The 24,092-nt window shown below is 67.3% G+C and carries 20 protein-coding genes; 12 read left to right on the top strand and 8 right to left on the bottom strand.

Going from position 1 to position 24,092, the window contains the following annotated elements:
• Nucleotides 1-345: 345 nt before the first annotated feature.
• Both ACZ5VQ_RS37145 and ACZ5VQ_RS37140 read right to left on the bottom strand, forming a co-directional pair.
• Nucleotides 346-1,851: a class I adenylate-forming enzyme family protein gene (locus ACZ5VQ_RS37145; protein WP_469108815.1), complete on the bottom strand. Its 1,506-nt coding sequence runs from the start codon at nt 1,849-1,851 to the stop codon at nt 346-348.
• Nucleotides 1,852-2,310: 459 nt separating this feature from the next.
• Nucleotides 2,311-3,474, bottom strand: coding sequence for an acyl-CoA dehydrogenase family protein (locus ACZ5VQ_RS37140; RefSeq protein ID WP_469108814.1), 1,164 nt, complete (start codon nt 3,472-3,474; stop codon nt 2,311-2,313).
• Nucleotides 3,475-3,951: 477 nt separating this feature from the next.
• On the opposite strand from ACZ5VQ_RS37140, the gene ACZ5VQ_RS37135 reads away from it, so the two are divergent.
• A complete protein-coding gene (locus ACZ5VQ_RS37135) occupies nt 3,952-4,461 on the top strand; it encodes a MarR family winged helix-turn-helix transcriptional regulator (protein WP_469108813.1) in 510 nt (169 codons plus the stop codon).
• Between the two features lie 421 nt (nt 4,462-4,882).
• Here ACZ5VQ_RS37135 and ACZ5VQ_RS37130 read toward each other — a convergent pair whose 3' ends face one another.
• The 5 genes from ACZ5VQ_RS37130 to ACZ5VQ_RS37110 form a co-directional block, all read right to left on the bottom strand.
• Nucleotides 4,883-5,665, bottom strand: a complete 783-nt coding sequence (locus ACZ5VQ_RS37130) for a crotonase/enoyl-CoA hydratase family protein (protein ID WP_469108812.1) — start codon at nt 5,663-5,665, stop codon at nt 4,883-4,885.
• Nucleotides 5,662-6,429 carry an SDR family NAD(P)-dependent oxidoreductase gene (locus ACZ5VQ_RS37125; RefSeq protein ID WP_469108811.1) on the bottom strand — a complete coding sequence of 256 codons (768 nt, stop codon included), beginning with the start codon at nt 6,427-6,429 and terminating at the stop codon, nt 5,662-5,664. The genes ACZ5VQ_RS37130 and ACZ5VQ_RS37125 overlap by 4 nt, the downstream gene beginning before the upstream one ends.
• 58 nt (nt 6,430-6,487) lie before the next feature.
• Nucleotides 6,488-7,636 carry an acyl-CoA dehydrogenase family protein gene (locus ACZ5VQ_RS37120; RefSeq protein WP_469108810.1) on the bottom strand — a complete coding sequence of 383 codons (1,149 nt, stop codon included), beginning with the start codon at nt 7,634-7,636 and terminating at the stop codon, nt 6,488-6,490.
• A gap of 2 nt (nt 7,637-7,638) precedes the next feature.
• Nucleotides 7,639-8,784 carry a thiolase family protein gene (locus ACZ5VQ_RS37115; RefSeq protein ID WP_469108809.1) on the bottom strand — a complete coding sequence of 382 codons (1,146 nt, stop codon included), beginning with the start codon at nt 8,782-8,784 and terminating at the stop codon, nt 7,639-7,641.
• Between the two features lie 539 nt (nt 8,785-9,323).
• Nucleotides 9,324-10,469 (bottom strand): CaiB/BaiF CoA transferase family protein, encoded by a 1,146-nt coding sequence (locus ACZ5VQ_RS37110; protein WP_469108808.1) that lies wholly within the window; start codon nt 10,467-10,469, stop codon nt 9,324-9,326.
• A gap of 276 nt (nt 10,470-10,745) precedes the next feature.
• Between ACZ5VQ_RS37110 and ACZ5VQ_RS37105 the strand changes: the two genes are divergently transcribed.
• From ACZ5VQ_RS37105 to ACZ5VQ_RS37090, 4 genes are all read left to right on the top strand, one after another.
• On the top strand, nt 10,746-11,060 hold the full coding sequence (locus ACZ5VQ_RS37105; protein ID WP_469108807.1) for a 2Fe-2S iron-sulfur cluster-binding protein: 315 nt from the start codon (nt 10,746-10,748) through the stop codon (nt 11,058-11,060).
• 2 nt (nt 11,061-11,062) lie between these two features.
• Entirely contained in the window at nt 11,063-12,316 is a 1,254-nt protein-coding gene (locus ACZ5VQ_RS37100) for an NAD(P)/FAD-dependent oxidoreductase (RefSeq protein WP_469108806.1), read from the top strand.
• Between the two features lie 438 nt (nt 12,317-12,754).
• The gene (locus ACZ5VQ_RS37095) at nt 12,755-13,222 is read left to right on the top strand and encodes a hypothetical protein (RefSeq protein WP_469108805.1); all 468 of its coding nucleotides are present in this window, start codon (nt 12,755-12,757) and stop codon (nt 13,220-13,222) included.
• A gap of 1,307 nt (nt 13,223-14,529) precedes the next feature.
• Nucleotides 14,530-15,630: an LLM class flavin-dependent oxidoreductase gene (locus ACZ5VQ_RS37090; RefSeq protein WP_469108804.1), complete on the top strand. Its 1,101-nt coding sequence runs from the start codon at nt 14,530-14,532 to the stop codon at nt 15,628-15,630.
• A gap of 150 nt (nt 15,631-15,780) precedes the next feature.
• Here ACZ5VQ_RS37090 and ACZ5VQ_RS37085 read toward each other — a convergent pair whose 3' ends face one another.
• The gene (locus tag ACZ5VQ_RS37085; RefSeq protein ID WP_469108803.1) at nt 15,781-16,554 is read right to left on the bottom strand and encodes an SDR family NAD(P)-dependent oxidoreductase; all 774 of its coding nucleotides are present in this window, start codon (nt 16,552-16,554) and stop codon (nt 15,781-15,783) included.
• A 326-nt stretch (nt 16,555-16,880) separates the two neighbouring features.
• Between ACZ5VQ_RS37085 and ACZ5VQ_RS37080 the strand changes: the two genes are divergently transcribed.
• The 7 genes from ACZ5VQ_RS37080 (at nt 16,881) to ACZ5VQ_RS37050 (ending at nt 24,021) form a co-directional block, all read left to right on the top strand.
• A complete protein-coding gene (locus tag ACZ5VQ_RS37080; protein WP_469108802.1) occupies nt 16,881-17,951 on the top strand; it encodes a phosphotriesterase family protein in 1,071 nt (356 codons plus the stop codon).
• A 301-nt stretch (nt 17,952-18,252) separates the two neighbouring features.
• Entirely contained in the window at nt 18,253-19,494 is a 1,242-nt protein-coding gene (locus ACZ5VQ_RS37075; protein ID WP_469108801.1) for an acyl-CoA dehydrogenase family protein, read from the top strand.
• A 2-nt stretch (nt 19,495-19,496) separates the two neighbouring features.
• Nucleotides 19,497-20,285 (top strand): enoyl-CoA hydratase/isomerase family protein, encoded by a 789-nt coding sequence (locus tag ACZ5VQ_RS37070; RefSeq protein WP_469108800.1) that lies wholly within the window; start codon nt 19,497-19,499, stop codon nt 20,283-20,285.
• Complete coding sequence (locus ACZ5VQ_RS37065) at nt 20,282-21,085, top strand: enoyl-CoA hydratase/isomerase family protein (protein WP_469108799.1); 804 nt, start codon at nt 20,282-20,284, stop codon at nt 21,083-21,085. The genes ACZ5VQ_RS37070 and ACZ5VQ_RS37065 overlap by 4 nt, the downstream gene beginning before the upstream one ends.
• Before the next feature lie 7 nt (nt 21,086-21,092).
• Nucleotides 21,093-22,271 carry an acyl-CoA dehydrogenase family protein gene (locus ACZ5VQ_RS37060; protein ID WP_469108798.1) on the top strand — a complete coding sequence of 393 codons (1,179 nt, stop codon included), beginning with the start codon at nt 21,093-21,095 and terminating at the stop codon, nt 22,269-22,271.
• Nucleotides 22,272-22,283: 12 nt separating this feature from the next.
• The gene (locus ACZ5VQ_RS37055; RefSeq protein ID WP_469108797.1) at nt 22,284-23,285 is read left to right on the top strand and encodes an acyl-CoA dehydrogenase family protein; all 1,002 of its coding nucleotides are present in this window, start codon (nt 22,284-22,286) and stop codon (nt 23,283-23,285) included.
• A gap of 130 nt (nt 23,286-23,415) precedes the next feature.
• Entirely contained in the window at nt 23,416-24,021 is a 606-nt protein-coding gene (locus tag ACZ5VQ_RS37050; protein ID WP_469108796.1) for an enoyl-CoA hydratase/isomerase family protein, read from the top strand.
• Nucleotides 24,022-24,092: the final 71 nt, after the last annotated feature.

Raw genomic sequence — 24,092 nt, 5'->3', positions numbered from 1 at the left:
CCTGCGCACGTGACCGGCGTGGCCCACAAGGCCCTCACCTGTTCAAGCACCGAGCACGCCCGTCACCAACGTGCCGGGAGTGCGACACGAGGTCGCAGTAGTGAAGTGAGGACAGCCGGTGAAGCAGAGAGAGAACGGCTGGCCTTTCGAGGCGGTATCCAGGCTCGTCCCCACGCTCACATGCGTCGCTGGTAACGGCGGGGTGTGAAGCTGAGCGTTCAAGCCCAAGGGTGCCTCGGCCATCGAGCTGAACTGCTGGGACAGGCACCTGCACCACCTGCCTCCGCCGCCTGCCCGCATCCGCCACCAGCCAGAACCCAAGAGCCGGAGCAACCTGACGGAGTCCTACTGGACGGTGCTCTCGCTCTCGGAGACCAGCCGCTTCACCACGTGGCGGCGCACCAGTTTGCCGGTGAGCGTCCGCGGCAGCTCCTCCCATACAGCGATACGGTCCGGGGTCTTGCTGCCGCGCAGCGTCCCGCGTACGAACGCGCGCACCTCCTCAGCATCCAGCACGGCGCCCGGGCGGACCACCACCGCCGCCTCGATCCGCTGGCCCCACTCATCGTCCGGCACGCCGACCACCACGGCGTCCAGGATCGCCGGATGCCGCAACAGCACGTCCTCGATCTCGGCAGGAGCGATGTTCTCCGCCCCGCGGATGATCGTGTCGTCCGCGCGCCCGCCGATGAACAGGTAACCGTCCTCGTCGAGATAGCCCTGGTCGCGGGTGTCGAAGTACCCGTCTTCGTCCGTGAGCCGGCCGATGCCGGCATACTCGGCCGACACCTGATCGCCGCGCACGCAGATCCTGCCGGTCACGCCGGGACCGACCGGACTGCCCTCCGGGTCGCGGATCTGCACCTCCACCGTCGGCAGCACGCGGCCGACCGAGCCGAGCCGGGCTCGTACCGCGGGGGCGTCGCTCTCCAGCGCCGTCCGGTGGTCCTCGGAGCTGAGGACGGCGACGGTGGAGCTGGTCTCGGTCAGGCCGTAGGCGTTGACGAATCCGATGTGCGGCCAGATCCGCAACGCCCGCTCGATGACAGGCCCCGGCATCGGTGCGCCGCCGTAGGCGAGAGAACGCAGAGTCGGCAGCTCCTTGTCGCAGTGCGCCTCGACGACCCGCGCGAGCATGGTCGGCACCACCATGGCGTTGGTGATCCGCTGCTGTCGGACGAGGTCGAGCCATTCCTGCGGGGTGAACCGCTCCAGGACGACCGAGCGGCGCCCGGCGTAGAGATTGGTGAGCACGTTCGCGACCGCCGCGATGTGGTACGGCGGGACGCTGACCAGCGCGGCATCATCCGGGTCGGCAACGGCGAACTCCACCGATCCGAGCACGTAGGACACCAGGTTGTGGTGGCGCAGCAGCACGCCCTTGGGCGCCGAGGTGGTGCCACTGGTGTAGATGACGACGGCGGGGGCCTGCGGGTCGCCCGCCGGAGCGGCGTTCGCGGTGTCGCCGTCGGCTGTGGTCCGGAGCCACTCCTCGGAGGTCCGGGCATGTACGCCCGCCCGCCGCAGAATGTCGAACTGTTCGGGTGCGGCGATGCCCAGCGCCTTCGGGTGGTTGGCGAGAAGCGCGTCCAACTGCTCCTCGCCGAGGCGGTAGTTCACCGGGACGAGTGGGACCCCTGCGACGGCGGCGGCGAACAGCGCCACCGGGAAGGCGGGTCCGTTGATGTCGAGGTAGACGACGGCATCGGCGCCCGCATCCCGGATGACGGCCGCTCCCGCGACGGCGCTCGCCCGTAGCTGGGCGGCGGTGAGGCCGTCCTCCCGGCGTCCGATCAGCACACGGTCGCCGAAGCCGTCGACCGCCATGTCGAGCAACATCGTGACGTTCAAGGGGGTGACTCCTGTCGGGCGGCTAAGTCAGTTGGAAGCGGGCATTGGCTTGGCGCCTTGACCGGGGAGGCATCGGGCGTCACGGCGAAAGTGCCCCGTCCCGCCTCGGTGCACAACGATTCCCGGACTCCTTCCTCACGCTGTAGCGCGAGGTCGTACTCGATGCCGTCGGCGACGGTGAGCGTCTTGGCTTCGTCGGAGGTCACGGTCCAAGGTGGATGCCACGAGTGCCTCCTGGAGGGCGGCGGGCAAAAGCCGTCCGGTACACGCGGTGGAAGGCGCTGTGTACGTCCCCAAACATGTGCAATACGATGATCCGACACACAATTGTATCTGAGTGAGATGTGGACAGTAAGATTCCAGGATCTCCGTGCGAAATGAGCCGCCGGTTGTCGGCACCCTGGCACACTCGGTGTCGGCCGTGACCTCCCGGCCGCCGAGGCCGGAAGAGCTCTCGAATCAGCGGTAGGCCGGGTGACCAGTGAGGGCGTTCCCCAGCACCAGCGAGTGGACCTCCTCGGTGCCTTCGTAGGTGAGCACGCTCTCCAGGTTCATCATGTGCCGGATCGGCGGGTACTCGAGGCTGATGCCGTTCGCGCCGAGGATCGCCCGCGTCTCCCGAGCGGTGTCCACCGCCACTCGTACATTGTGCCGCTTGCCCATGGACACCAGCTCGGGAGGCAGCTCGCCGGCGTCCTTGAGAGCGCCGAGCCGGTACGCGAGCAACCCCGCGGTGGCGATGCCCGTGGCCAGGTCGGCGAACTTGGCCTGCGTGAGCTGGAACGCCGACAGCGGCCGGCCGAAGACCTCGCGGCTGCCGCTGTAGTCGAGCGCCGCCTGCAAGCAGGCCACCGCAGCGCCAACGCCGCCCCAGACGATGCCGTAGCGGGCCTCGTTGAGACAGGAGAGGGGCGAGCGCAGCCCACGCGCGCTGGGCAGCCGCGCGGAGTCCGGTACGCGGCAGTCATCGAGCAGGATCTCGCCGGTGGTCGACGCCCGCAGAGACATCTTGTGCTGGATCTCACGGGCTTCGAAGCCGGGTGTACCCCGCTCGACGAGGAACCCGAGGATGCCTTCCTCGGCGCGAGCCCATATGATCGCCAGGTGCGCGATCGGCGCGTTGGTGATCCAGCGCTTCGTACCGTTGAGCACCCACGAGTCGCCGTCGCGCACCGCGCGCGTGAGCATGCCCGCGGGATCCGAGCCGAAGTCGGGCTCGGTCAGTCCGAAGCACCCGATCACGTCGCCGGTGGCCATCCTCGGCAGCCACTGCTGCTTCTGTTCCTCGCTGCCGAACGCACTGATCGGGAACATGCACAGCGAGCCCTGTACCGAGACGAAGCTGCGCAGCCCGGAGTCGCCGCGTTCGAGTTCACGGCAGGCCACGCCGTACGCCATGGCGCTCATGCCTGCGCAGCCATAGCCCTGCAGGTGCATGCCCAACAGGCCCATCTCGCCCAACGCCGGGATCAGATCCATCGGGAAGGTTCCGGCCTCGAAATGATCCGTGACAACGGGCAGGAACTTCTCGTCCACCAGCCGACGGACGGAGTCGCGCACGAGCAGTACGTCTGGATCGAGGAGGTCGTCGAGTGACAGCGGGTCCCGACCGTCGAGAAGCATTCATCCTCCATTGACGACATGATTGAGCATACGACTGCCCACTATAGGCGACCACATTTAGGGATTGTAAGTGCATCCATACAGCTTCATGCTGACGCCTGTCGCGCACGATTCGAGGAAGATGACTGGCGGTCGCCCATGAGTGACGCGTGCGTGACACCGAGGTACTCAAGACGCTCTGCGGGTCGGCCGAGCCGCAGACACGTCGACGCTTGGGCTGCGGCGGTCACTGAGGGTCTCTTGTTTCTGCTCCGCAGTCCGCAGTCCGCAGTCCGCAGTCCGCAGTCCGCAGTCCGCAGCCCGGACCCGTGGCCACGGGCGTGCGTCCGCGCCGGGGCCCGCGGCGGCACCAAGATCATTCTTGCTTCGCACCGGAAGCCTCGGCAGTATCAGGGTGGCCGGCGTTTGCTCCCGGCCGAGTGATCAGGCTTCGGACGGGTTGCCATTGCGAGGTGTGGTGTGGTCTATTATCGTCGCATGGATGATCGCATTCGCAGGGAGCTTCGACTCGACACAAGAGAGCAGATCGAGGTAGCAGTTCCCAGCTCGTCACGGGTCTTCCGCCGGATCTACGAGATCTATTTCGTCCGCCGGTTGGGACTGACTCTCACTCAGGCGCTCGTCATCGGCCAACTCGACCTGGAGACCAGCCACCGTCTGAACCAGACCGAGCTGGCCGAACGGGTCGGATTGCGCAAGACAGTGATCGGAGCGGCGCTCGACGCGCTGGTTGTACGGGGCTACGTCGACCGCATCAGCGACCCCGGGGACGGCCGGGCCAAACTGCTCAAGCTCACCGAGGCCGGTGCTGAACTGGCTCGGGCGGTCGACAACGCCTTTGGGGAACTGGCGGCCGTGTCGCGTAGTAACACGACGCGTGACCAGCGGATTCAACTCGTCGAGACGCTGGACGTGATGCGTAGCAATCTGGAGGCGCTTGAGCAGGAGCTCCTTCAGGAGCCCGCCGAGCAGGTCGCCCGCCGCTGACGAAGGGCTCAGCAGGATCACCGGATGGAGCCCGACCGGGATGGCGGCTCCGACTCGGGGATGGCAGCCGGGCCACGCACGGTGGTGCGGCTCTGTATGGTGCCCGCTCAACGGCGATGTGGTCATACACGTCACGGCTCATCGAGTGCTCTCCGGATCTTGCCCTCCGACACGCCCGCACGAGGGCGGGGATCCGTGTCGGCGGGCCCATGCATCCATGAATGTCCAGCCTCGGGTATACACCAAATTTCAGCACACCACATGGCTCAATACGTGCTCACGGAAGATGTGTGTCGTCCGTGTAGTGGCGATCTTGAGGGCCAAACGAACCACGGGCCGCCCTGGTGTGGACGGTGCACCCGATGTCCGTTTGGCCCTCAAGCGCCACGACGTTTTTGCGGTGCGGTGCAAAGGCCGACAGCTACCGGCTCTTCCAGATGGGCGGACGCCGTTCCTTGAACGCCGTCGCTCCCTCGCGTGCGTCCTCGGAGTCGAATACGTGTGCGGAGATCGCGCGCTGCCGGTCGAACGCCTCGTCCGGCGCCCACTGCGCCGACTCGACGACGATCCGCTTGGACGCGGCCACGGCGAGCGGAGCGTTGCGCCCGATCTCGTCGGCGAGCCGCAGCGCCTCGTCGAGTACGTCGCCGTCCGGCACGACGCGGTTGACGAGGCCGAGCTGCGCGGCACGGGCGGCGCCGAGTGTTCCGCCGGTGAGGATGACCTCCAGCGCGACCGCCTCGGGAATGCGCCGTGGCAGCCGCAGCAGTCCGCCGGCGCGCGCTACGAGGCCCCGCTTGACCTCGGGCAGTCCGAACTTGGCGCTCTCGCCGGCGACGACGAGGTCACAGGCGAGAGCGAGCTCGAACCCGCCCGCGAGCGCGTACCCCTCGACTGCTGCGATGAGCGGTTTGGCCGGCGGTTTCTCGGTGAAACCGCCGAACCCGCGCCCGGGGATTGTCGCCACCTCGCCGGCCAGAAACCGTGCGAGATCCATGCCGGCGCAGAAGGCGCCGCCAGCGCCGGTGAGCACTGCCACCGTAAGGTCGGACCGGCGGTCGAGTTCGTCGAGCGCCGCGGCGATGCTCTCACCGACAGTGCGGGTCATCGCGTTGCGTTGGTCGGGCCGGTTCATCGTGATCACCAGTACCGGTCCGCGCTCCTCGACGAGCAGCTCGTCGGTGCTGCTCGCTGTGGCGGTCATCGGGGCGCCATTCGCAGGGCGCCGTCCAGACGCACGGTCTCGCCGTTGACATAGTTGTTCTCGACGAGGGACACCGCGAGATGAGCGTAGTCGTCCCCCTCGCCGAGGCGCTTGGGGTGGGGCACCGATGCCGCGAGCTGCGCGCGGACGTCGTCGCGCACACTGCCGAGCATGGCGGTGTCGATCACGCCCGGCGCGATCGTGTTGACCCGGATCCGGGAGCTCGCGAGGTCCCTGGCCGCCACGATGGTGAGGCCGGCGACGCCGGCCTTCGAGGCGGCGTAGGAGGCCTGCCCGATCTGTCCCTCGAAGGCGGCTGCCGAGGCGGTCATGACGATCGCGCCGCGGTCGCCGTCGAGAAGATCGTTGGTGCTCATGGATGCAGCGGTCAGACGCAGCACGTTGTACGTGCCGACGAGATTGACCCGCACGACCTCGGTGAAGCTGTCGAGCGGTCCGGGGTTGTGTTCCTTGCTGACGATGCGCGCCCGGTCGCCGCCCCGCCCGGCACAGTGCACGACCGCACGCAACGGGCCGAACCGCCCGCTCGCCTCGATCGCCGCCTGCACGGCGTCGGTATCGGTGATGTCGGCGGGGGCGAAGACAGCGGCCTCGCCGAGACCCTTGGCCACGCTCTCGCCGTCGGAGTGCGGCAGGTCGACGAGCACGACGCGCGCGCCTTTCGCGACGAACCGCTTCGCCGTGGCGAGCCCCAGGCCGGACGCCCCTCCGGTGACGAGTGCCGTGAGTCCTTCGATGCGCATATGTCCTCTTGGGTGTCGATCGGATCGGGTGTCGATCGGGAACGAATATCCCGGGGCTTCAGAGCCCCAGCGACTTGCTGATGATGGTCTTCATGACCTCGCTCGTGCCGCCGTAGATCCGGCTGACGCGGGCGTCGGCGTAGAGCCGCGCGATGTGGTACTCGTTGATGTAGCCGTAGCCGCCGAACAACTGGAGGCAACGGTCTATCGCCCGGCCTTGGAACTCGGTGCAGAACAGCTTGACCTTGGCCGCGTCGACGGGTGTGAGTTCGCGGGCCACGTGCGCCATGAGAGCGCGGTCGACCATCGCCTGGGCGGCTTCGAGTTCGGCGGCGACCGCGGCCAGCTCGAACTTGGTGTTCTGGAAGCTGCTGACCGTCTTCCCGAACACCGTGCGCTCGGTGACGTAGTCGATCGTCAGTCGCATGGCAGCCTGGACCTGCGCCACCGAACCGACGGCGATGGCGAGCCGCTCCTGGGCGAGATTACGCCCGAGGTATCCGAACGCCTCGCCCTCTTCGCCCAGCCGGTTGGTCACCGGGACCCGCACCTCGTCGAAGGCGAGCTCCACGGTGTCACCCACGCGCAGCCCGAGCTTGTCGAGCTTGCGCCCCTTGGTGAAGCCGGGCATCCCGTCCTCGACGACGATGAGGGTGAGTCCCTTGCGGCGGTTCGTCTCGTCGGTGCCGGTGCGGGCCAGGGTCACGACCAGGTCGGCGTGCAGGCCGCCGGTGATGAAGGTCTTCGCCCCGTTGATGATGTAGACGTCACCGTCGCGTACCGCGGTCGTCCGCACGCCGGCCAGGTCGGAGCCGGTGCCCGGCTCGGTCATCGCGATCGCGCTGAAGAGGTCACCGCCGGCGAGGCCGGGGAACCAGCGCACCCGCTGCTCCTCGGTGGCGAAATGCAGGAAGTACGGGATGACGATGTCCAGATGGGTGCGCAGCGTGCCGAGCGTGACGTTCGCGGCCGCGGCCTCCTCCTGGACGATCGCGTTGTAGCGGTAGTCGGTCTGCCCGGCGCCTCCGTACTCCTCCGGCAGGCTGATGCCCATCACACCGAGGTCGCCGAGGCGCCTGTACAGCTCGCGCGGCACCAGCTCAGCGGCCTCCCACTCGCGATAGTGAGGCACCACCTCGGCGGTGAGGAAGTCGCGCATCACCTTGCGGAAGGCCTCGTGATCGTCGTCGAAGATGTCACGGCGCATCGCTACACCAGCTCCACGAGCGTGGCGTTGGCCGTTCCGCCGCCCTCGCACATCGTCTGCAGGCCGTACCTGATGCCGCGCTCACGCATGTGATGTACGAGCCGGGTCATCAGTACCGCTCCGGAGCCGCCCAGCGGATGGCCGACCGCGATCGCGCCGCCGCACGGGTTGAGCCGCTCGGCGTCCGCGCCGAGCTCGGCCAGCCACGCCAGGGGCACCGGTGCGAACGCCTCGTTGACCTCGTACGCGCCGATGTCCTCGATGGCGAGCCCGGCCTTCTTGAGCAACTGCTGGGTGGCGGGAATCGGCCCGGTCAGCATGAGCACCGGGTCGGCGCCGGTGACCACGCTGCTGTGGTAGCGCACGAGGGGTGTCAGCCCGAGGTCACGGGCCCGTTCCGGCGTCGTCACCAGGAGGGCCGCCGCACCGTCGGAGATCTGTGAGGAGTTGCCGGCATGGATGACGCCGTCCTCCCGGAACGCCGGCTTGAGGCCGGCGAGGGTGTCGACGCTCGTGCCTCGGCGGATGCCCTCGTCGACGGCGAACTCCGCACCGCCCGCGACCGGTACGGCAACCGTCTGTCCGATGAAGGCGCCCGCGTCCACCGCGGCAGCCGCGCGCTCGTGCGATCGCGCGGAGAACTGGTCGAGCGCGGTGCGCGAGAGCCCCCACTTCTCGGCGATCATCTCTGCGCTTTCGCCCTGATTGAAGGAGAAGCCGTCGAAGCGATCCAGAACGGTCTGCCCGTACGGGAAGCCGCTGTCCCGCGCCGAGCCCATCGGCACTCGGCTCATCGACTCGACGCCGCCGGCGACCACGACATCCTGCTGACCGCTCATCACAGCGTGCGCGGCGAAGTCGAGCGCCTGCTGGCTGGACCCGCACGCGCGATTGATCGTCGTGCCCGGCACCGTGACGGGCCAGCCCGCGGCCAGGGCGGCGAACCGCGCGATGTTGGCCGATTGGTCGCCCATCTGGGTCACGCAGCCCCAGATCACGTCCTCGACCAGAGCCGGATCGATCCCGCTCCGTTCCACGAGCGCGGTGAGCACACGCGCCGAGAGGTCGACAGGGTGCACGTCCGCCAGACTGCCGCGCCGCTTGCCGATCGGTGTGCGGACCGCCTCGACGATGACCGCGTCACGCATAGGTTCCAACCTTCTCTCGTGTCGGCGCGATCCCGTCGGTCACAATAAACCGGATGGGACATGCCAAAATGACTTGCGACAATCACCGCGAATCTCGGCGGCTTCAATGGTGCCCCTCGGTCGAATCTCACACAAGCACAGGGAGGTGTGAATGACTGAAGTCACAACGGTCAAAAGGCTTGCCGCGATCAAGGTCATCAGACATCTCAAGGCTCAGTACTTCGGGTATGCCGACCAGCAGGACCGGGCCGGATGGCCGAGGCAACTTCGCCGACGACGGGCCGGCTCCGGACGAGGCCCACCGGCGGGTGGACGCGCCATGACGTCGTCGACCCGGCGCAGTCCACGGGCGGTCACCCCGTTCTACGGCTTTCGCCGGGCGGCGGGAGCGCTACGACCGCCGCGACGGCAGGTGGTTGATCGCCGAAGCGCGCATCGAGCAGCTGCGCAAGGCCGCCCAGTCGGCCCTGCCATCCTGGCCAGGCCCCGTTCGCCGACTCCTGCTCAGACACCCGGCCCGGCGCTCGGGCGGCGACCACTCAGGCGACGACACCGGAGGCGCGCAGCTCCGCGATCCGCGCGGCGCTCAGGCCGAGGTCCTTGAGCACCGCGTCGGTGTCAGCACCCGGTGCCGCCGGCGGGCGTCCGATCGCGCCCGGTGTACGGCTGAACCGCGGCGCGGGCGCGGGCTGGGCGATGCCGTCCACGTCGACGTAGGTGTCCCGCGCCCGCAGGTGTGGATGTTGCTCGGCCTCGGTCCAGTCGAGCACCGGGGTGAGGCAGGCGTCGCTGCCCTCGCAGAGCCGGGCCCACTCGTCCCGGGTGCGCGTGCGCAGCAGCGTCTTCCATAGCCGCCGCCGCTCCGGGTATGTCGCCGGGTCCGCCCGGTCGTCGGACGGGGGGACGTAGCCGGTGAGCCGGCACAACTCGTCGTAGAACTGAGGTTCCAGTGCACCGATCGCGACGAAGCCGCCGTCGCCACACTCGTAGACCTCGTAGTCCGGATAGCCGGTGTCGAGCATGTTCGCGCCCCGCTCGTCGCTCCAGCGGCCCATGGCCCGCAGGGCCGTGAACATGGTGGCCAGCACGCTCACCCCGTCGACCATGGCCGCGTCGACGACCTGGCCGCGACCGCTGGACGACCGCTCGAACAGCGCGCTCACCACACCGAGGACGAGGAACATCGACCCCCCGCCGTAGTCGCCGAGCATGTTGAGCGGGAACACCGGCCGCTCCTCCCGACGCCCGGTGGCCCACAGCGCGCCGGTCAGTGACAGGTAGTTCACGTCGTGGCCGGCGGCCTGGGCCAGCGGCCCGTTCTGCCCCCAGCCGGTCATCCGCCCGTACACCAGCCGTGAGTTGACGGCAGCGCAGTCGTCCGGCCCGATTCCCAGGCGCTCGGTGACACCCGGGCGGAATCCCTCCAGCAAGACGTCACTGCCGCGGACAAGGTCCAGCACCAGGTCACGGCCTTCCGGGGCACGAATGTCGACCTGGACCGAGTGCCGGCCGCGGTTGACGATGTTGCGGGTGGGGTCGGCGGAGCCCGACACCACGGCATTTTTGACCAAGCGGTCGACGCGTACGACATCGGCGCCGAGATCAGCGAGCACCATCGCGGCCAGAGGCACCGGGCCGATTCCGGCCAGCTCGACGACGCGGATACCAGCGAGAGGTCCGGGCACGGCAGCTCCTCGAAGGATGTCTAGGACAGGTGGATGGCAGGCGACACCTTACCCCCGTCCTCAACATTGGATACAGTCGTAGTACAGACGCAAGATGCGCTGCATTGCCGTCCGACGGGCTGGAGTGTTTTACCGCAGGCATGGTTCTCTGATTTGCGACACTTGGATCCCGTGACAGCGGCAGTTGGCAGGTCTAGCGTCCAGACGCGGACACCAGTTTCGAGCTGGCTTCTTCCCGCACACACCCACTCAGATAAGGCAATTCACGTGGTTAAGGTGACCTACGTCAGGCCGGATGGCAGTGAGACGATCGTTGATGCGGAGGAGGGCACGTCGGTGATGGCGGCAGGAGTCGCGAACGGCGTCACCGAGCTCATGGCTGAGTGCGCGGGGACACTGTCGTGCGCGACTTGCCATGTCTATGTCGCCGAGGGTGATCTCGACCGCTTGGACGAGGTCGGAGCGGACGAGAACGAGATGCTGGACTTCACCGTCTCACCCCGCGAAGCGGGCAGCAGGCTCAGCTGCCAGATCGTCCTGACTGCCGATCTGGACGACCTCGTCGTCCGTGTCGCTCCCAAGCAGGACTGATCGTGAGTACCGTCATCATCGTCGGCGCAGGACAGGCGGGGTGTCAGACCGCGGCATCGCTGCGCGAGGAGGGTTTCGACGGCCGAATCGTCATCGTCGGTGATGAGCCCCATCTGCCCTATCAGCGTCCACCGCTGTCCAAAGGGCACATCACCGGCAAGGCTTCGCGAGAAAGCCTCTGGCTGCGACCGGAAAGCTTCTACCTGCAGCAGGACATCGAGCTCCTCTTTCCCGAGCAGGTCACGAGGATCGAGCGTGACCGCAAACAGGTCTGGCTCGGGAGCAGGCCCTCAATGGCCTACGACCACCTAATACTGGCCGTGGGCTCGCGGAACCGCACGCTGCCGCTCGGCGGTGTCGAGCTGGACGGCGTCGTCGCGTTGCGCACGCTGGCGGAAGCGGATGACGTCCGTGAGCGGCTCACCTCCGCAGGGGACGTCGTCGTCATAGGAGGGGGATTCATCGGCCTGGAGGTCGCCGCGACCGCGGTCGCCCTCGGCAAGCGGGCCACCGTTATCGAGATCGGCCCTCAGCTGCTGGGCAGGGTTGTGTCCGGGGAGATGGCCGACTTCTTCGTCGAGGCACACCGGGCTCGTGGTCTCGGCATCGAGTTGTGCACCAGCGTCGCTGAGATCACCGGGGCCGGGAAAAAGGTCGCGGGCGTGCGAACGAGGGACGGGCGGCAGATCCCCGCCGACCTCGTGCTCATCGGAGTCGGCGCTCAGCCGAACGTGGAACTCGCCGCCGAGGCGGGTTTGGCTGTCGATGACGGAATCGTCGTCGACGAGCAGCTGCGCACGAGTGATCCGTCGATCTCCGCGGCCGGTGACTGCGCGACCTTCCCGAGCTCATTCGCCGAAGGGAAGCGCGTCAGGCTCGAATCGGTGCAGAACGCGACAGCGCAATCGCGTTGCATCGCTGCCCGGATCGTCGGGAGCCCGTCGAAGTATCACAGCGTGCCGTGGTTCTGGAGCGATCAGGCGGATCTTAAACTGCAGATAGCCGGGCTGACCGCGGGACACAAGAAGACGGCCGTCCTGGGAGAGCTGGAGGACGAGCGCTTCTCAGTGCTGTGCTTCGACGAAGCCGATCGTCTCATGGGGGTGGAATCCGTCAACCGCCCCGCCGACCACATGGCCACCCGGCGCATCATGGAGGCCGGTGCCGGACCGAGTCGGCTCCAGGTGCTGGAAAAGGGGTTCAGTCTCAGGTCCTATGCAGCAGCACTCAAGAAGCGCACCGCGGCGACGGCCTGAGCGGGTCTCGGGGAAGTGAGGTATGCCCCCAGGCAGCCGGCACAGCATCTCGCCGCACTGCGGCGTCACCCGAGTATGGTCCCGTTACAGCCCTGTACGAGGTTGACACGGCAGGGCAGTACGCCGACGCACCGCACCACGGTGACATCAGCCGCTCCGCGGCAGGTCCGGGCACTGTGGGTGTCCATACGTTCGTCAGCTCGCTGACCCCTCCGACTCGATGCATTTCACGGATCGTCCGAGGCTGGACTTGCCCTTCTGGTCCGCTCTCGGCGGTTTTCATAGGAGGGTGACCCTCACACTCGTTGGACGCTGCGGCCCCGTCTCGTGTTACGCGCTTCGCGTCCCCTATTCTGAGAGTGGTCAAGGCTGGGTTCATTGCATAATTGGACTGGGCAACCAGCTCGGTGCCTCCATCGAGATCGCGAAGGACGGGTCATGGCGACAAGGACAGCGAAGGCATCTGCCAACAAGCCGGACGGCAGGCCAAGGCAACGCGCGGGCTCGATGTCCGATGCTCATAAGGCGGCCCTCGCGGAAGGCCGGGAGCAGGGCCAAGTGGTCCGCCGCTACCTCGAAGCCGTCGAGGCGCAACCGGCTCGCAAGGGCCGGCGCCGGACGCCGGAGGCGATCGAGAGTCGCTTGGCGGCAATCGAAGCGGAGACGGCGACTGCGCCGGCCGTGATCCGTCTCCAGCTGGTACAGGAGCGGCTCGACCTGCTGGATGAGCTACAGAACTCCGAATCCTCGGAGCAGATGCAGGAGCTGGAAGACGCGTTCGTGGAGGTTGCGCGGGCCTATAGCGAGCGCAAGGGCATCTCGTACGCCGCGTGGCGGGAGATCGGTGTGAGCGCGGCGGTCCTCAAGCGGGCGGGCATCGATACCCGATCCGCGTTCAAGCTCTAGGGCTGAGGACGAACGTTCGCCGGGTCGTCGGGCCCGCCAATGCCGGCCACCCCGACGTCCTGGCCGCTCCATGCCGCGAACGCGCCCAAGTCCGCACCGAACCCAGGCGGTGCTGGGGAGGCCCGCGACTCCGGACCGCCTGACCGAAATCGCCTACCACACCCGGCAGACGTTCCTGGGCAGCACCGGAGGCAGTCTTCGGGGCGAGCCTGTTCGGTCCGCTGGACCGCGAAGAGCGCTCCGGCCTCGGCCGTCACCGTGTCGTCTCAGCCGTCGCTGTGTCGTTCGGCTCGTCGGCCGCGCTGGTTCGAAACCCTTCCGCCCCTGCAGGCGGTTCAGCCGTGCCTCCATGGTCAACGGCGTATCGAAGGACGGATGCTGCGGAAACCGACCTTGAGGGGGCGGCGTGCGGCGGTGGCCGCCCATCACTCGCCAGTGACCCGAGAATCTCGTCGAACACCAGGATCACCGTCCTGTGTGGACGCCTCCGTCCCACCCATGTCGTAGCGTGAGCCGCCCAGCCCGCACAGTGCGATCGATTGTCCAGCGAGCCGACTTGTGGCCGCCTATTTCGTTGAAAATGGGCACGCTAGCCGTAGATGCATGGTACACACGTCAGGTCGCCGATGCGGCACGTCAACCGCTGCCGTACTCGAAAACCAGCCGACCGCCGGGGCATCAGAAGGATCCATGCGCAAGGCTTCGTCTCTTCGCTGAGATGTGCATAATGGTATGGCGGTATATGCCAACGGTAGAGGCTCCGAATACTTGTATCGCTGCCGCACAGAGCGATGAAACATGGCGTGCGGTACTGTCGAATCGAAGCCGCGCCGATCAGGTCGGTCGCAGTGGATGGCCCGCCATCGGAAGCGAGCCGGCCCAGCCGGTGACCGCTGACGCCGACTGGCCCGCTCAAGCTGGACGTGCGCTCTGTTTGGTTTCCATCAGTGCGCAGACGTGGCGCGGTGGATGCTCGTTGACCTCGTGCGGCGCTCGGTCGCCAACGGCATCAGCCAGTACATCGGTTCGGTCCTGGAGGGATTGGCACTTGCGGATCTAGTATCGGACCGTACGATACGGAGTGGAGGCAGGTCGACGTAAGGGAGAGGGTCGTCGAACGACAATGGCCACCGCCTGGTTGTGGTGTCAAGCAAGCCCAACTGCTCCAAGTGGGAGCCGTGGAGGCCGGACAAATCAGATGTGTGATCGCTTGTGGGTAGGTCGTCTGCACCACAATGAAGCGTCACTCATAGACCTGATCGAATTGCTCTGATAAGCCACATTCAGGGCTCGGAGAGGAGAGTCGTGTGAAGGTCGGATTGGGTGCCATGTTCCAGGGGGACGGCAGCACCATGACGGATCGGGAGGTCTGGGAAACCGATCTCGCGATGGCCGACGAGGCCGAGGCCTTGGGCTTCGACTCGGTGTGGGCTACGGAACACCACTTCACGCGCTATCACATGTCGCCGGACCCGTTGCAGTTCGTCACCTACATGGCCGGGCGCACCTCGCACGTCCAACTCGGCACGATGGTGACTGTGCTGCCGTGGCGCCAACCGGTCCGCGTCGCGGAGAACATCATCGTCGCCGACCACCTGTCGAAGGGGCGGCTGCTCCTGGGTGTCGGGCGAGGTACCGGGCCGGTGGAGTTCGAGGGCCTGGGCGTGGAGATGGAGACCGCCCGCGAGAACCTCAAGGAGATGACTGACGTCGTTGTCCGCGGGCTTGAGACCGGCATCATGGAGTACGACGGCGAGCTCATCAAGCAGCCGCGCGTCGAGTTGCGCCCGGAGCCGTACAAGTCGTTCAAGGGCCGCGTGTTCGGTGCGTCGGTCTCTCCGGAGTCGGCGGAGATCCTGGCCGGCCTCGGCGCCGGTGTCCTGGTCATCCCCCAGAAGCCCTGGGGCATCGTCGCGAAGGAGATGGAGTCCTACCAGCGGTTGTACACGCAGTACAACGACGCTGTGCTGCCTCCGTCGGTCGTCGCCGGCTGGACGTTCGTGGACGAGGACGAAGAGCGCGCGTACGAGATGGCGCACAAGTACATCGGTGGCTACTTCCACTCGGTCGTAGAGCACTACGGCTTCAATCGTCCGCTGCTCAAGGACATCAAGGGCTACGAGTCGCACGCCGTCATGTACGAGCGGCTGAGCAAGCCGGGCGGTCTCGAGAAGATGACCGAGGGATACGTCAACCTCAAGCCCTACGGAACGCCTGAACAGGTGTACGAGAAGATCAAGGGTTTCTCGTCGGTCGTCGGAGCCGACCACTTCGTGGGCGTGTTCCGCTACGCCGGGATGACCGCTGACGAGGGCAATCGGAACATGCAGTTGTTCGTCAAGGAGATCCTGCCCGAGCTCAAGAAGCTGGACATCAGCACTGTTGTCCCCGAGGTCGGGGTGGCCTGATCGGGCGACTGTTCGCCGCACCCGCACTGCTGGGTCGGCAGGCATCGAAGAGGCGGGGTTCCCGGACGTGATCCGGGAACCCCGCCTCTTCGGCCTTCGGGAGAACGGCCTTCGGAAGGGTGGTCTTCCGAAGGCGGGGCGGAGGGCCGCTCAGTTGCGGCTGGGCGCCGCGACGCCGCCGTCCACAGCGATCAGTTCACCCGTGACGTACGACGATTCCGAGGACAGCAGGAAGGACGCCACCTTCGCGATCTCGTCCGGGTCCCCGACACGCTTCAGCGGTGCGCCGCGCTCGATGGCGGCGCGGCGCTCCGGGGTGAGCTTCGCGCGGTTCATCTCGGTATCGATGAAACCGGGCGCGATGGAATTGACCCGTACGCCCTGGGGGCCGAGTTCCATCGAGGCCACCTTGGTCAGGGCCAGGACACCGGCCTTGGAGGCGGCGTATGCGGCGCTGTTCTTGCGCACCACGCGAGCCTGTCCGCTCGCGAGCGTGACGATCGAGCCGCCTTCGCCGAGGTGCGGGGTGACTGCCTGCACCGCCCACAGGGTTCCGGTGAGGTTGATGTCGATGACGCGTCGCCACTCGTCCTCGGTGAACTCGGCGATGCTGTGCGGCGGCTGGTTGACTCCGGCCGCGTGCACGAGACCGGTCAGTGAGCTGAACGCCGCCAGGGCCGCCTCGACCATCGCGGCGCAGCCGGACTGCGAGCGCACGTCGACGGCCACGCCGATCGCGATCTTGTCGCTGCCGACGGTATCCATGGTCGCCGTGAGGGCCCGCGCCGCGTCGGCGGCCTTCTCGCCGTCGATGTCCGCGACGACGACCTGCGCGCCCTCTGCGACGAGGCGCTGCGCGCAGGCGCGCCCGATGCCGCTCGCGCCGCCGGTGACGATGACGACCGATCCCTTGTGCCTGGTCATGTCGATGATGACGCTCCTCTACGGATGACGGGCGAAGCATTGCGACGGAGCCCTCGATGTGGCGGTGACATGGCTACACGGCCAGTCGCGGGTCGGCTCACGGGAAGCTGCGGATTGAGTCGTTCAAGGACAACGTCAAAGCGCACGCAAGTAAGCTTTCATATGGCATTGTTTCTCGCCAGGCATATACATTACCGAACGTGCTCACATACGATGAGTCTGTGAGGTCACATCATCGTCATAGACGCGGTGAACGGACGAACACGAGGGACGATCGCCTTGCAGAGGATTCGGGTGACAGTCGGTCGCGTTACGGGCGGCCGAGCGTGAGCGCGGCGCCGGGATGCGCGCAAGTAGCGTCCACACGCGACGACATCTGGACGACAACCGGACGGCTGCCGCTCGACGAGCTCGGTATGACTCTCGTTCATGAGCACGTCAAGATAGTGGTGCCGGGTGCCGATATGGACCCGACGAAGAGCCTCGATCGCGCCGACGCGATCGCGCGAGCCGTCGACGCGCTCTCGGAACTTCACGACCACGGCGTGCGCACGGTCATCGATCCGACCCCGATCGACCAGGGTCGCGACGCCGAGCTGATCGCTGAAGTGTCGAGCCGCAGTGGGATCAATCTGGTCTGCGCGACCGGTTTCTACTTCGAGGACGAGAACCGCGGCGTGCCGTTCTACTGGCGCCAGCGGCAGCCCGAGGAGATCGCCGAGCTCTTCATCGCCGAGCTGGAACGCGGCATCGGGGCGACTGGTATCCGGGCCGGAGTGATCAAGGCTGCGACCGGTCGTACGGTCGGCCAGCACGATCGCAAGATCTTCGAGGCGGCGGGCATCGCTTCGGCCGCGACCGGTACCACGATCATCACTCACACCGAGCACTCCTTGCACGGTGAGGAGCAGCAGCGGATGCTGCGGGAGGCGGGCGCCGACCTGAGCCGGTGCATGATCGGCCATCTGGACAAGCTGACCGCCGGCGAGCTGATCAAGCTGGCCGAGGCCGGTTCGATGGTGAGCGTGGACCGGATCGGGTGGGACGTGCTCGGTGACGAGGGGCACCGGGCGGACCTGGTGGCAGCGATGTTCGAGGCCGGGCTGTCCGACCGGCTGTGTATATCGCAGGACCGCGTGTCGACGTATTGGAGCCCGCGTCCGCAGTTCTGGGTGCCACAGGACAAGCAGGATTACGTTGACAACGTGCGGGTGCCCGCACTGTTGCGGGACGGCACGACGAAGGGCTTCGCCTACCTGTTCACCCACTTCGCTCCGCTGCTGGAGGAACGCGGCGTTCGGCGCGAGCAGTTGTGCCGGCTGCTCGTCGACAACCCCAGGCGGCTGCTCGGTGGACCTTCCGGCGAGAGCCGTCCTGCACTTACGAGCGATCAGTGATTGTTCGACATTCATTTACCAACGGTGGTCGGGGTCATTCAGGTACAGTCTTGCCCCGTGCATGGGCTTCATATACGCTTTGATGACGGCTCAATTGTAGCAATCGCGGGACGATTTATTTCAGCGATGCCGCTACATGGAGAACCCCGAGGCCGCCGGTGTTCGTCTGCCGCCCGTCCGGCATCCACAGCACCGATGTCGGCCGGCTGCCGCCCGGGCGACCCCCGCTTCGATCCGATCCCGGCCCGGTTGAGCCAGGCGTTGGGCGACATCGCACAAGCTGCCGACTAAGGAGATTGTCTTGACTGCCCTGCACCGCGACCCGGAGGCGGACGCCGACGTCGAGATGATCGTCGATGGCGTGTTGTCCTTCGCGCGCCGCTATGTCCAGCCGCTGTGGGAGAAGCACAGCGACGTTCTCGAAGACCCGCGCAAGGCGTACACCGACGACGGCAGCCCGTCGGACGCGGTGGTGGAACTGCGCCGCCAGACTCGGATGGCGGCGGCGGAGGCCGGCTACTACACGTTGTTCGCCCCTGAGGAACTGGGCGGCGGCGCCCAGGGCGCAGTCGTGTCGTTCACGCTCTACGAAGCACTGTTCCGCGAATTCGGGCCGGGTCGAATCCTGTTGGAGGACGTGGTCGGGAAGTGGAACCGGGGGCCGAGCGGGCTGATCAGCTACTTCTCCGACGCGCTCCAGGCCGAGCTGTCCGACGACCTCATGTCGGGCCGCAAGACGTTCTGCTTCGCGCTGTCCGAGCCGGATGCCGGCTCGGACGCGTGGGCGCTGACCACCCGCGCGGTACGCGTGGACGGGGGGTGGCGCATCAATGGTGTGAAGCAGTGGATCAGCGACTCGCCGTACGCCGACTACGCTCTCGTCTTCGCAGTCACTGATGACGAGCTGCGTGGAAAGCGCAAGGGCGGCATCTCGGCCTTCTTCGTGCCGATGGACAACCCCGGCGTGAAGGTGGCGTCGGTGATCAAGCTGTTCGGGGAGATCGGTGGCAGCCGAGCGATCCTCACCTTCGACGACGTCGTGGTGCCTGACACCTCGGTCGTGGGCACGCCGGAGCGCGGGTTGGACATCGCGCGTTCGGGTGTCTCGCTGGGGCGGATGCACAACGCCGGTCGCGCGGTGGGTACCGCGCGGTGGGCGCTCGCGCAGGCGGTCGACTACTCGCAGGTGCGCAAGACCTTCGGGGAGCTGATCTCCTCGCACCAGGCGATCCAGTTCAAGCTCGCCGACTCGGCGATGGAGATATATGCGGGCCACACGATGGCGCTGGACTGCGCGCGGCGCATCGACGCCGGGGAGAAGGTCGAGAAGCAGCTGGCGATGGTGAAGGCGTTCACCTGCGACACGAGCTTCGAGGTGCTCGACCGCTGCATCCAGATCCACGGCGGCATGGGCCTGACCAACGACGCAAGGCTGGTCGACGGCTGGCACTCGCAGCGGGTGTCGCGGCTGGCCGATGGCTCGGCCGAGATCATGCGGCGTAACGTGGCGCGCGCGCTGCTCCGCGGCGACCTGGGGATCTGACTGTGACTGTCTCCGATGCGGGCGCCGGTATCAGCTGGAGCGAGGGCAGTGGCATCGCCACCGTCACGATCGACCGGACGGACATGCGTAACTCGCTCGACCGTCCCAGCGTGCTCGCACTGATCGAGGCGTTCGAGAAGACCACCGACGCCCGGTGTGTGGTGTTGCGCAGCACCGGCACGTCGTTCTGCTCCGGCGGCGACCTGCCGCATCTGGAGAGGCTCGCGGCGAAGCCCGATGAGATCCGGGGCTCGATCGAAGGATCCTTCCAGCTGCTGATGCGCAGGGTTCGGGAGCATCCGGCACCGGTGATCGCGCGGGTGCAGGGGCCCGCTGTGGGCGCGGGCGCCGATCTCGCGCTCAACTGCGATGTGCGGGTCGCCTCGTCCGATGCGTGGATCCGGGAGTCGTGGATCGACCTCGGTGTGATCTCCGCGCTCGGTGCGTCGGTCAACCTGTCCGCCGCGGGCGGCCCCGGCTTCGCGCTCGATGTTCTGCTGTCCGGCCGCAAGGTGCGGGCCGACGAGGGCCTGGCGCGCGGGTTGTTCCAGCGGGTGGTCGCACCGGGCGAGCTCGACGGCGAGGTGCAGGCGTTCGCCGGGCGCGTCGCCGGGCTCGATGCGGACGGCGTGCGTGCGATGAAGCAGCTCGTCCGGCTCGTCCACGACGACGACTTCGACGTCGCGCTGCGTGCGGGCGTCGATCACCAGGAGCGGCTGATGCGCGCGCCGGAGTTCGCCGTACGCGTACGCACCATCCTCGACAGCATCAGCCGCAGGAGCGCGAAATGAGTGATCGCATGACGAGTGACACGACCGGTGCGCCGATGTTCGAGACGATCGAGTTCACCGTGTCCGACCACGTTGCCACCGTGACCCTCGACCGCCCGGAGGCGCTCAACTCGTTCAACCGGACGATGCTCGACGAGTTCGTCGAGGTGTGGCGGCGGTGCCGCGAGGACGACGACATCCACGTCGTGGTGCTGCAGGCCAACGGGGCACGTGCGTTCTCCACCGGCGTCGACCAGAAGCAGGGTCGTCGTCGTGCGACCAATCCGTGGCAGGACGAGGACCCGGGTTCGTCCCTCGGCGCGAAGCAGAACCGGTGCTGGAAGCCGCTGATCGTGGCACTGCACGGGATGGTCGCCGGTGGGGCGTTCTACTGGGTGAACGAGGCCGACATCGTGATCTGCGCCGAGGACACCGAGATGTTCGACCCGCACACCAGCTACGGCATGACCTCGGCACTGGAGCCGATCGGCCTGCTGCGTCGTGCGCCGTTCGGCGAGGTGATGCGCTTCGCGCTGATGGGCCTCGACGAGCGGATCGGCGCGCGCAAGGCGCTGTCGATCGGCATCGTGAGCGAGGTCGTGCCGGGCGAGTCGCTGCGGGCGCGCGCGCAGGTGCTGGCTCAGCGGGTCGCGTCGAAGCCGCCGATCGCGGTGCAGGGCACGGTGAAGGCGATGTGGCAGTCGATGGACATGAGCGCGAGTGGTACCCGCGCGATTCCCCAGATCTTCCCGCAGTTCGGCAACCCGCTGGCTCGTACGGCCTTCACGCCGGGCAGCCGCCCGAAGTACGAATTGAGGTGAGGACGCGATGGAGCTGAGTTTCACGGCGGCACAGGACGACTTCCGCGAGGAGGTCCGTACCTGGTTGCAGGAGAACATTCCGGCGGAGGATCCGCCGCACGGCGACTTCGAGGAGATGGTCGCCTATGACGTGGAATGGCAGCGCCGCCAGTTCGACGGAGGCTGGGCCGGTATCTCGTGGCCGAAGGAGTACGGCGGCCGCGGGCTGTCGACGGTCGAGCAGCTGATCTGGTTCGAGGAGTACGCGCGCGCGCAGGCGCCGACCGGGCGCACCAACTTCGTCGGGGTCAGTCACGCGGGTCCGACGTTGATCAACCGTGGTACGGAGCAGCAGAAGCAGGCGCATCTGGAGAAGATCCTGCGCGGTGACGAGGTCTGGTGCCAGGGGTTCTCCGAGCCCGAGGCGGGCTCGGACCTCGCGTCGCTGCGCACCCGGGGTGTGATCGACGGCGACAAGATCGTGGTCAACGGGCAGAAGGTGTGGACGAGCTTCGCGTGGGCGGCCCAGTTCCAGGAGCTGCTCGTGCGAACGGATCCGGACGCGCCGCGGCACAAGGGCATCACCTGGGTCATCTGTGACATGCGCTCGCCCGGTATCACGATCCGGCCGATCCGTACGATCGCGGGGGACGAGGACTTCTGCGAGGTCTTCTACGACGACGTGGAGATCCCGCTGTCCAACGTGGTGGGGGAGGTGAACGACGGCTGGAAGGTGGCGATGACCACGCTGTCGTTCGAGCGCGGCACGGCCTTCATGTCCGAGCAGGTCGCGCTGTCCACCGCCGTCGACCGGCTCATCGGCGTCGCGCGCGAGCGCACTGTGCCCGGCACGTCACGGCGCGCCATCGACGACGACGAGTTCCGCTTCCGGCTCGCCGGGCTGCGGGCTGACGTCTACGCGTTGCGGGCGATGACCTATCTCGGTATGTCGCGCAACATGAGCCGGGACCAGCCCGGCCCGGAAGGCTCGTACCTGCGGCTGACGGTGGGGGAGACGATGCAGCGCATCGCCCAGCTGGCGATGGACCTGCTCGGCCCCGAAGGGCTGGTGGCGACGCCACCGATCCGCCGGCGCAGCAACTGGAGCAACGACTACCTGTACAGCTTCTCGCGCACGATCAGCGCAGGCACGAAAGACATCCAGCGCAATCTCATCGGTGAGCGCATCCTCGGACTGCCCAGATAGAGGGGTACCACTGTGATCGACCTGATGCCGGACGCCGATCAGGAAGCGCTGATCGAGTGGGTCCGCGACTTCCTCGACAAGGAGCTGCCACGCAACCGCTGGCTCGACAGCGATGTTCACGACCCGGCGATCGCCGAGCTCATGCCCCGCATCGGACAACTCGGCTGGTTCCGTCTGGCCGGAGTCGACGGCGACGGACCGAGCTTCGTCGACGAGGCCCTGCTGTTCCGCGAGCTTGGCCGACACCTCGTACCAGGGCCGCTGATCTCCACGACCATCGCCGCCGATCTCGCCGCGCGATCCGGCAACGACGCGCTCGCCGAGTCGTTCGCCACCGGCCGGTCACTCGCCGGGATCGCGGAGTTGGTCGATGGCGACCGCCTGATGATCCTGGCCGGCGCGCCCGTCGACTACCTCCTTGTCGTCGACCCGCGCAGCGGCGGACTCTCGGTGGTGGAGTACTCCGGGGTGCCCGAACACCGGTTCGCCCCCTCGATCGATCCGTTCCACGAGATCGCGTTCGTCGAGGGGCCCATCAACGCGCCGGTGGTGACGGCCGGCGAGCATGCCGTGGAGGTGCTGGCCCACGCCCGGTTGCTCGTTGCGGCGTACCTCACCGGGCTCGCCGAGGGAGCACGCGACGACTCCGCGGCCTACGCCGGCGAACGCGTCCAGTTCGGCAAGCCCATCGCGGTGTTCCAGGCCGTCAAACACCGTTGCGCCGACAACGCGCTGCGTGCCGAGGCCGCGTGGGCGTCGACCGTGGTCGCGGCGCTGCGTCTGCGCGATGTGCCGGTGGCCGACGCCGAACTCGATGTCGTCGTGGCCAAGGTCGTCGCGGGTGACTCGGCCGTACGCAACGGACGCGACAACATCCAGAACCACGGCGGCATGGGCTACACGTTCGAGAACCTCGCACACCTCTACCTCAAACGCGCTCATGTGCTGATCAACGTCCTCGGCGACACCCGCTCGTTCACCGACTCCCTGCTCGAAAGCACTCCGACCTGGTGACCGGCGAGTCCGCCCGGGTTGGGTGCCATGACGTCGGAGTGGGCCTCGGAGCGCCCCTCTGCCGCGCGCGCAACCGTGGCGGGCCGGAGAGCGGTACGGCACAGATTTTCAGAAGGAGGTGCCCCACATCATGCGCATCCAGAGCCATCGGACTGTCCGCTTCGACGTGGTCGATCGCATCGCATGGATTACCCTCAACAGGCGCAGCGCCCTCAACGCCGTCGATGACACGATGGCCGAAGACCTGCACAGGGCCTGGTCGCGTGTGGCGACGACGACACCCCCCACCGAGGGAGTCGTGCTGATCGGGGCCGGCGTCGAGGCGTTCTCACTGGGCATCGACCGTTCCCCCGGCGCGGTCCCTGCCCTGCCGGACAGTCTCGTGCCGCCGCGGCTGGACGTCCCCCTGGTGGTTGCCGTCAACGGGATGGCATGCGCCGAGGCGCTCGACCTCGTGCGTGCCGCCGATTCAGTGGTGGCCGCCCAGCACGCGCGCTTCTTCGCCCTCAGGCCGCCCTCACCGCCGGACAGCAACGCCGCGATGCGCGCCGCCGAAGCCCACACGGCAGGGCTTGTGGATACCGTGGTTCCGGCTGTGTGGCTGCGCACTGAAGCGGAGAAGACGGTGCGTCGGCTCGCCGGGAGTGAGAAAGGCACCGCGAGCGCAAGACAGTCCAAGCCGGATCTGGACACCGCCTGGCGTCGGCTCGCTGACACCATCGCGCAGCGGCCGTAGACCTCCTGACCGGCAGTCTGCCGTCCCGCACAAGCAGCTCGTGGCCGGCCGCGACCTCCCCCGATACGCCG

It is taken from the genome of Streptomyces sp. NPDC033178 (assembly GCF_055577685.1).
This window is presented reverse-complemented; position numbering and strand designations above follow the sequence as displayed.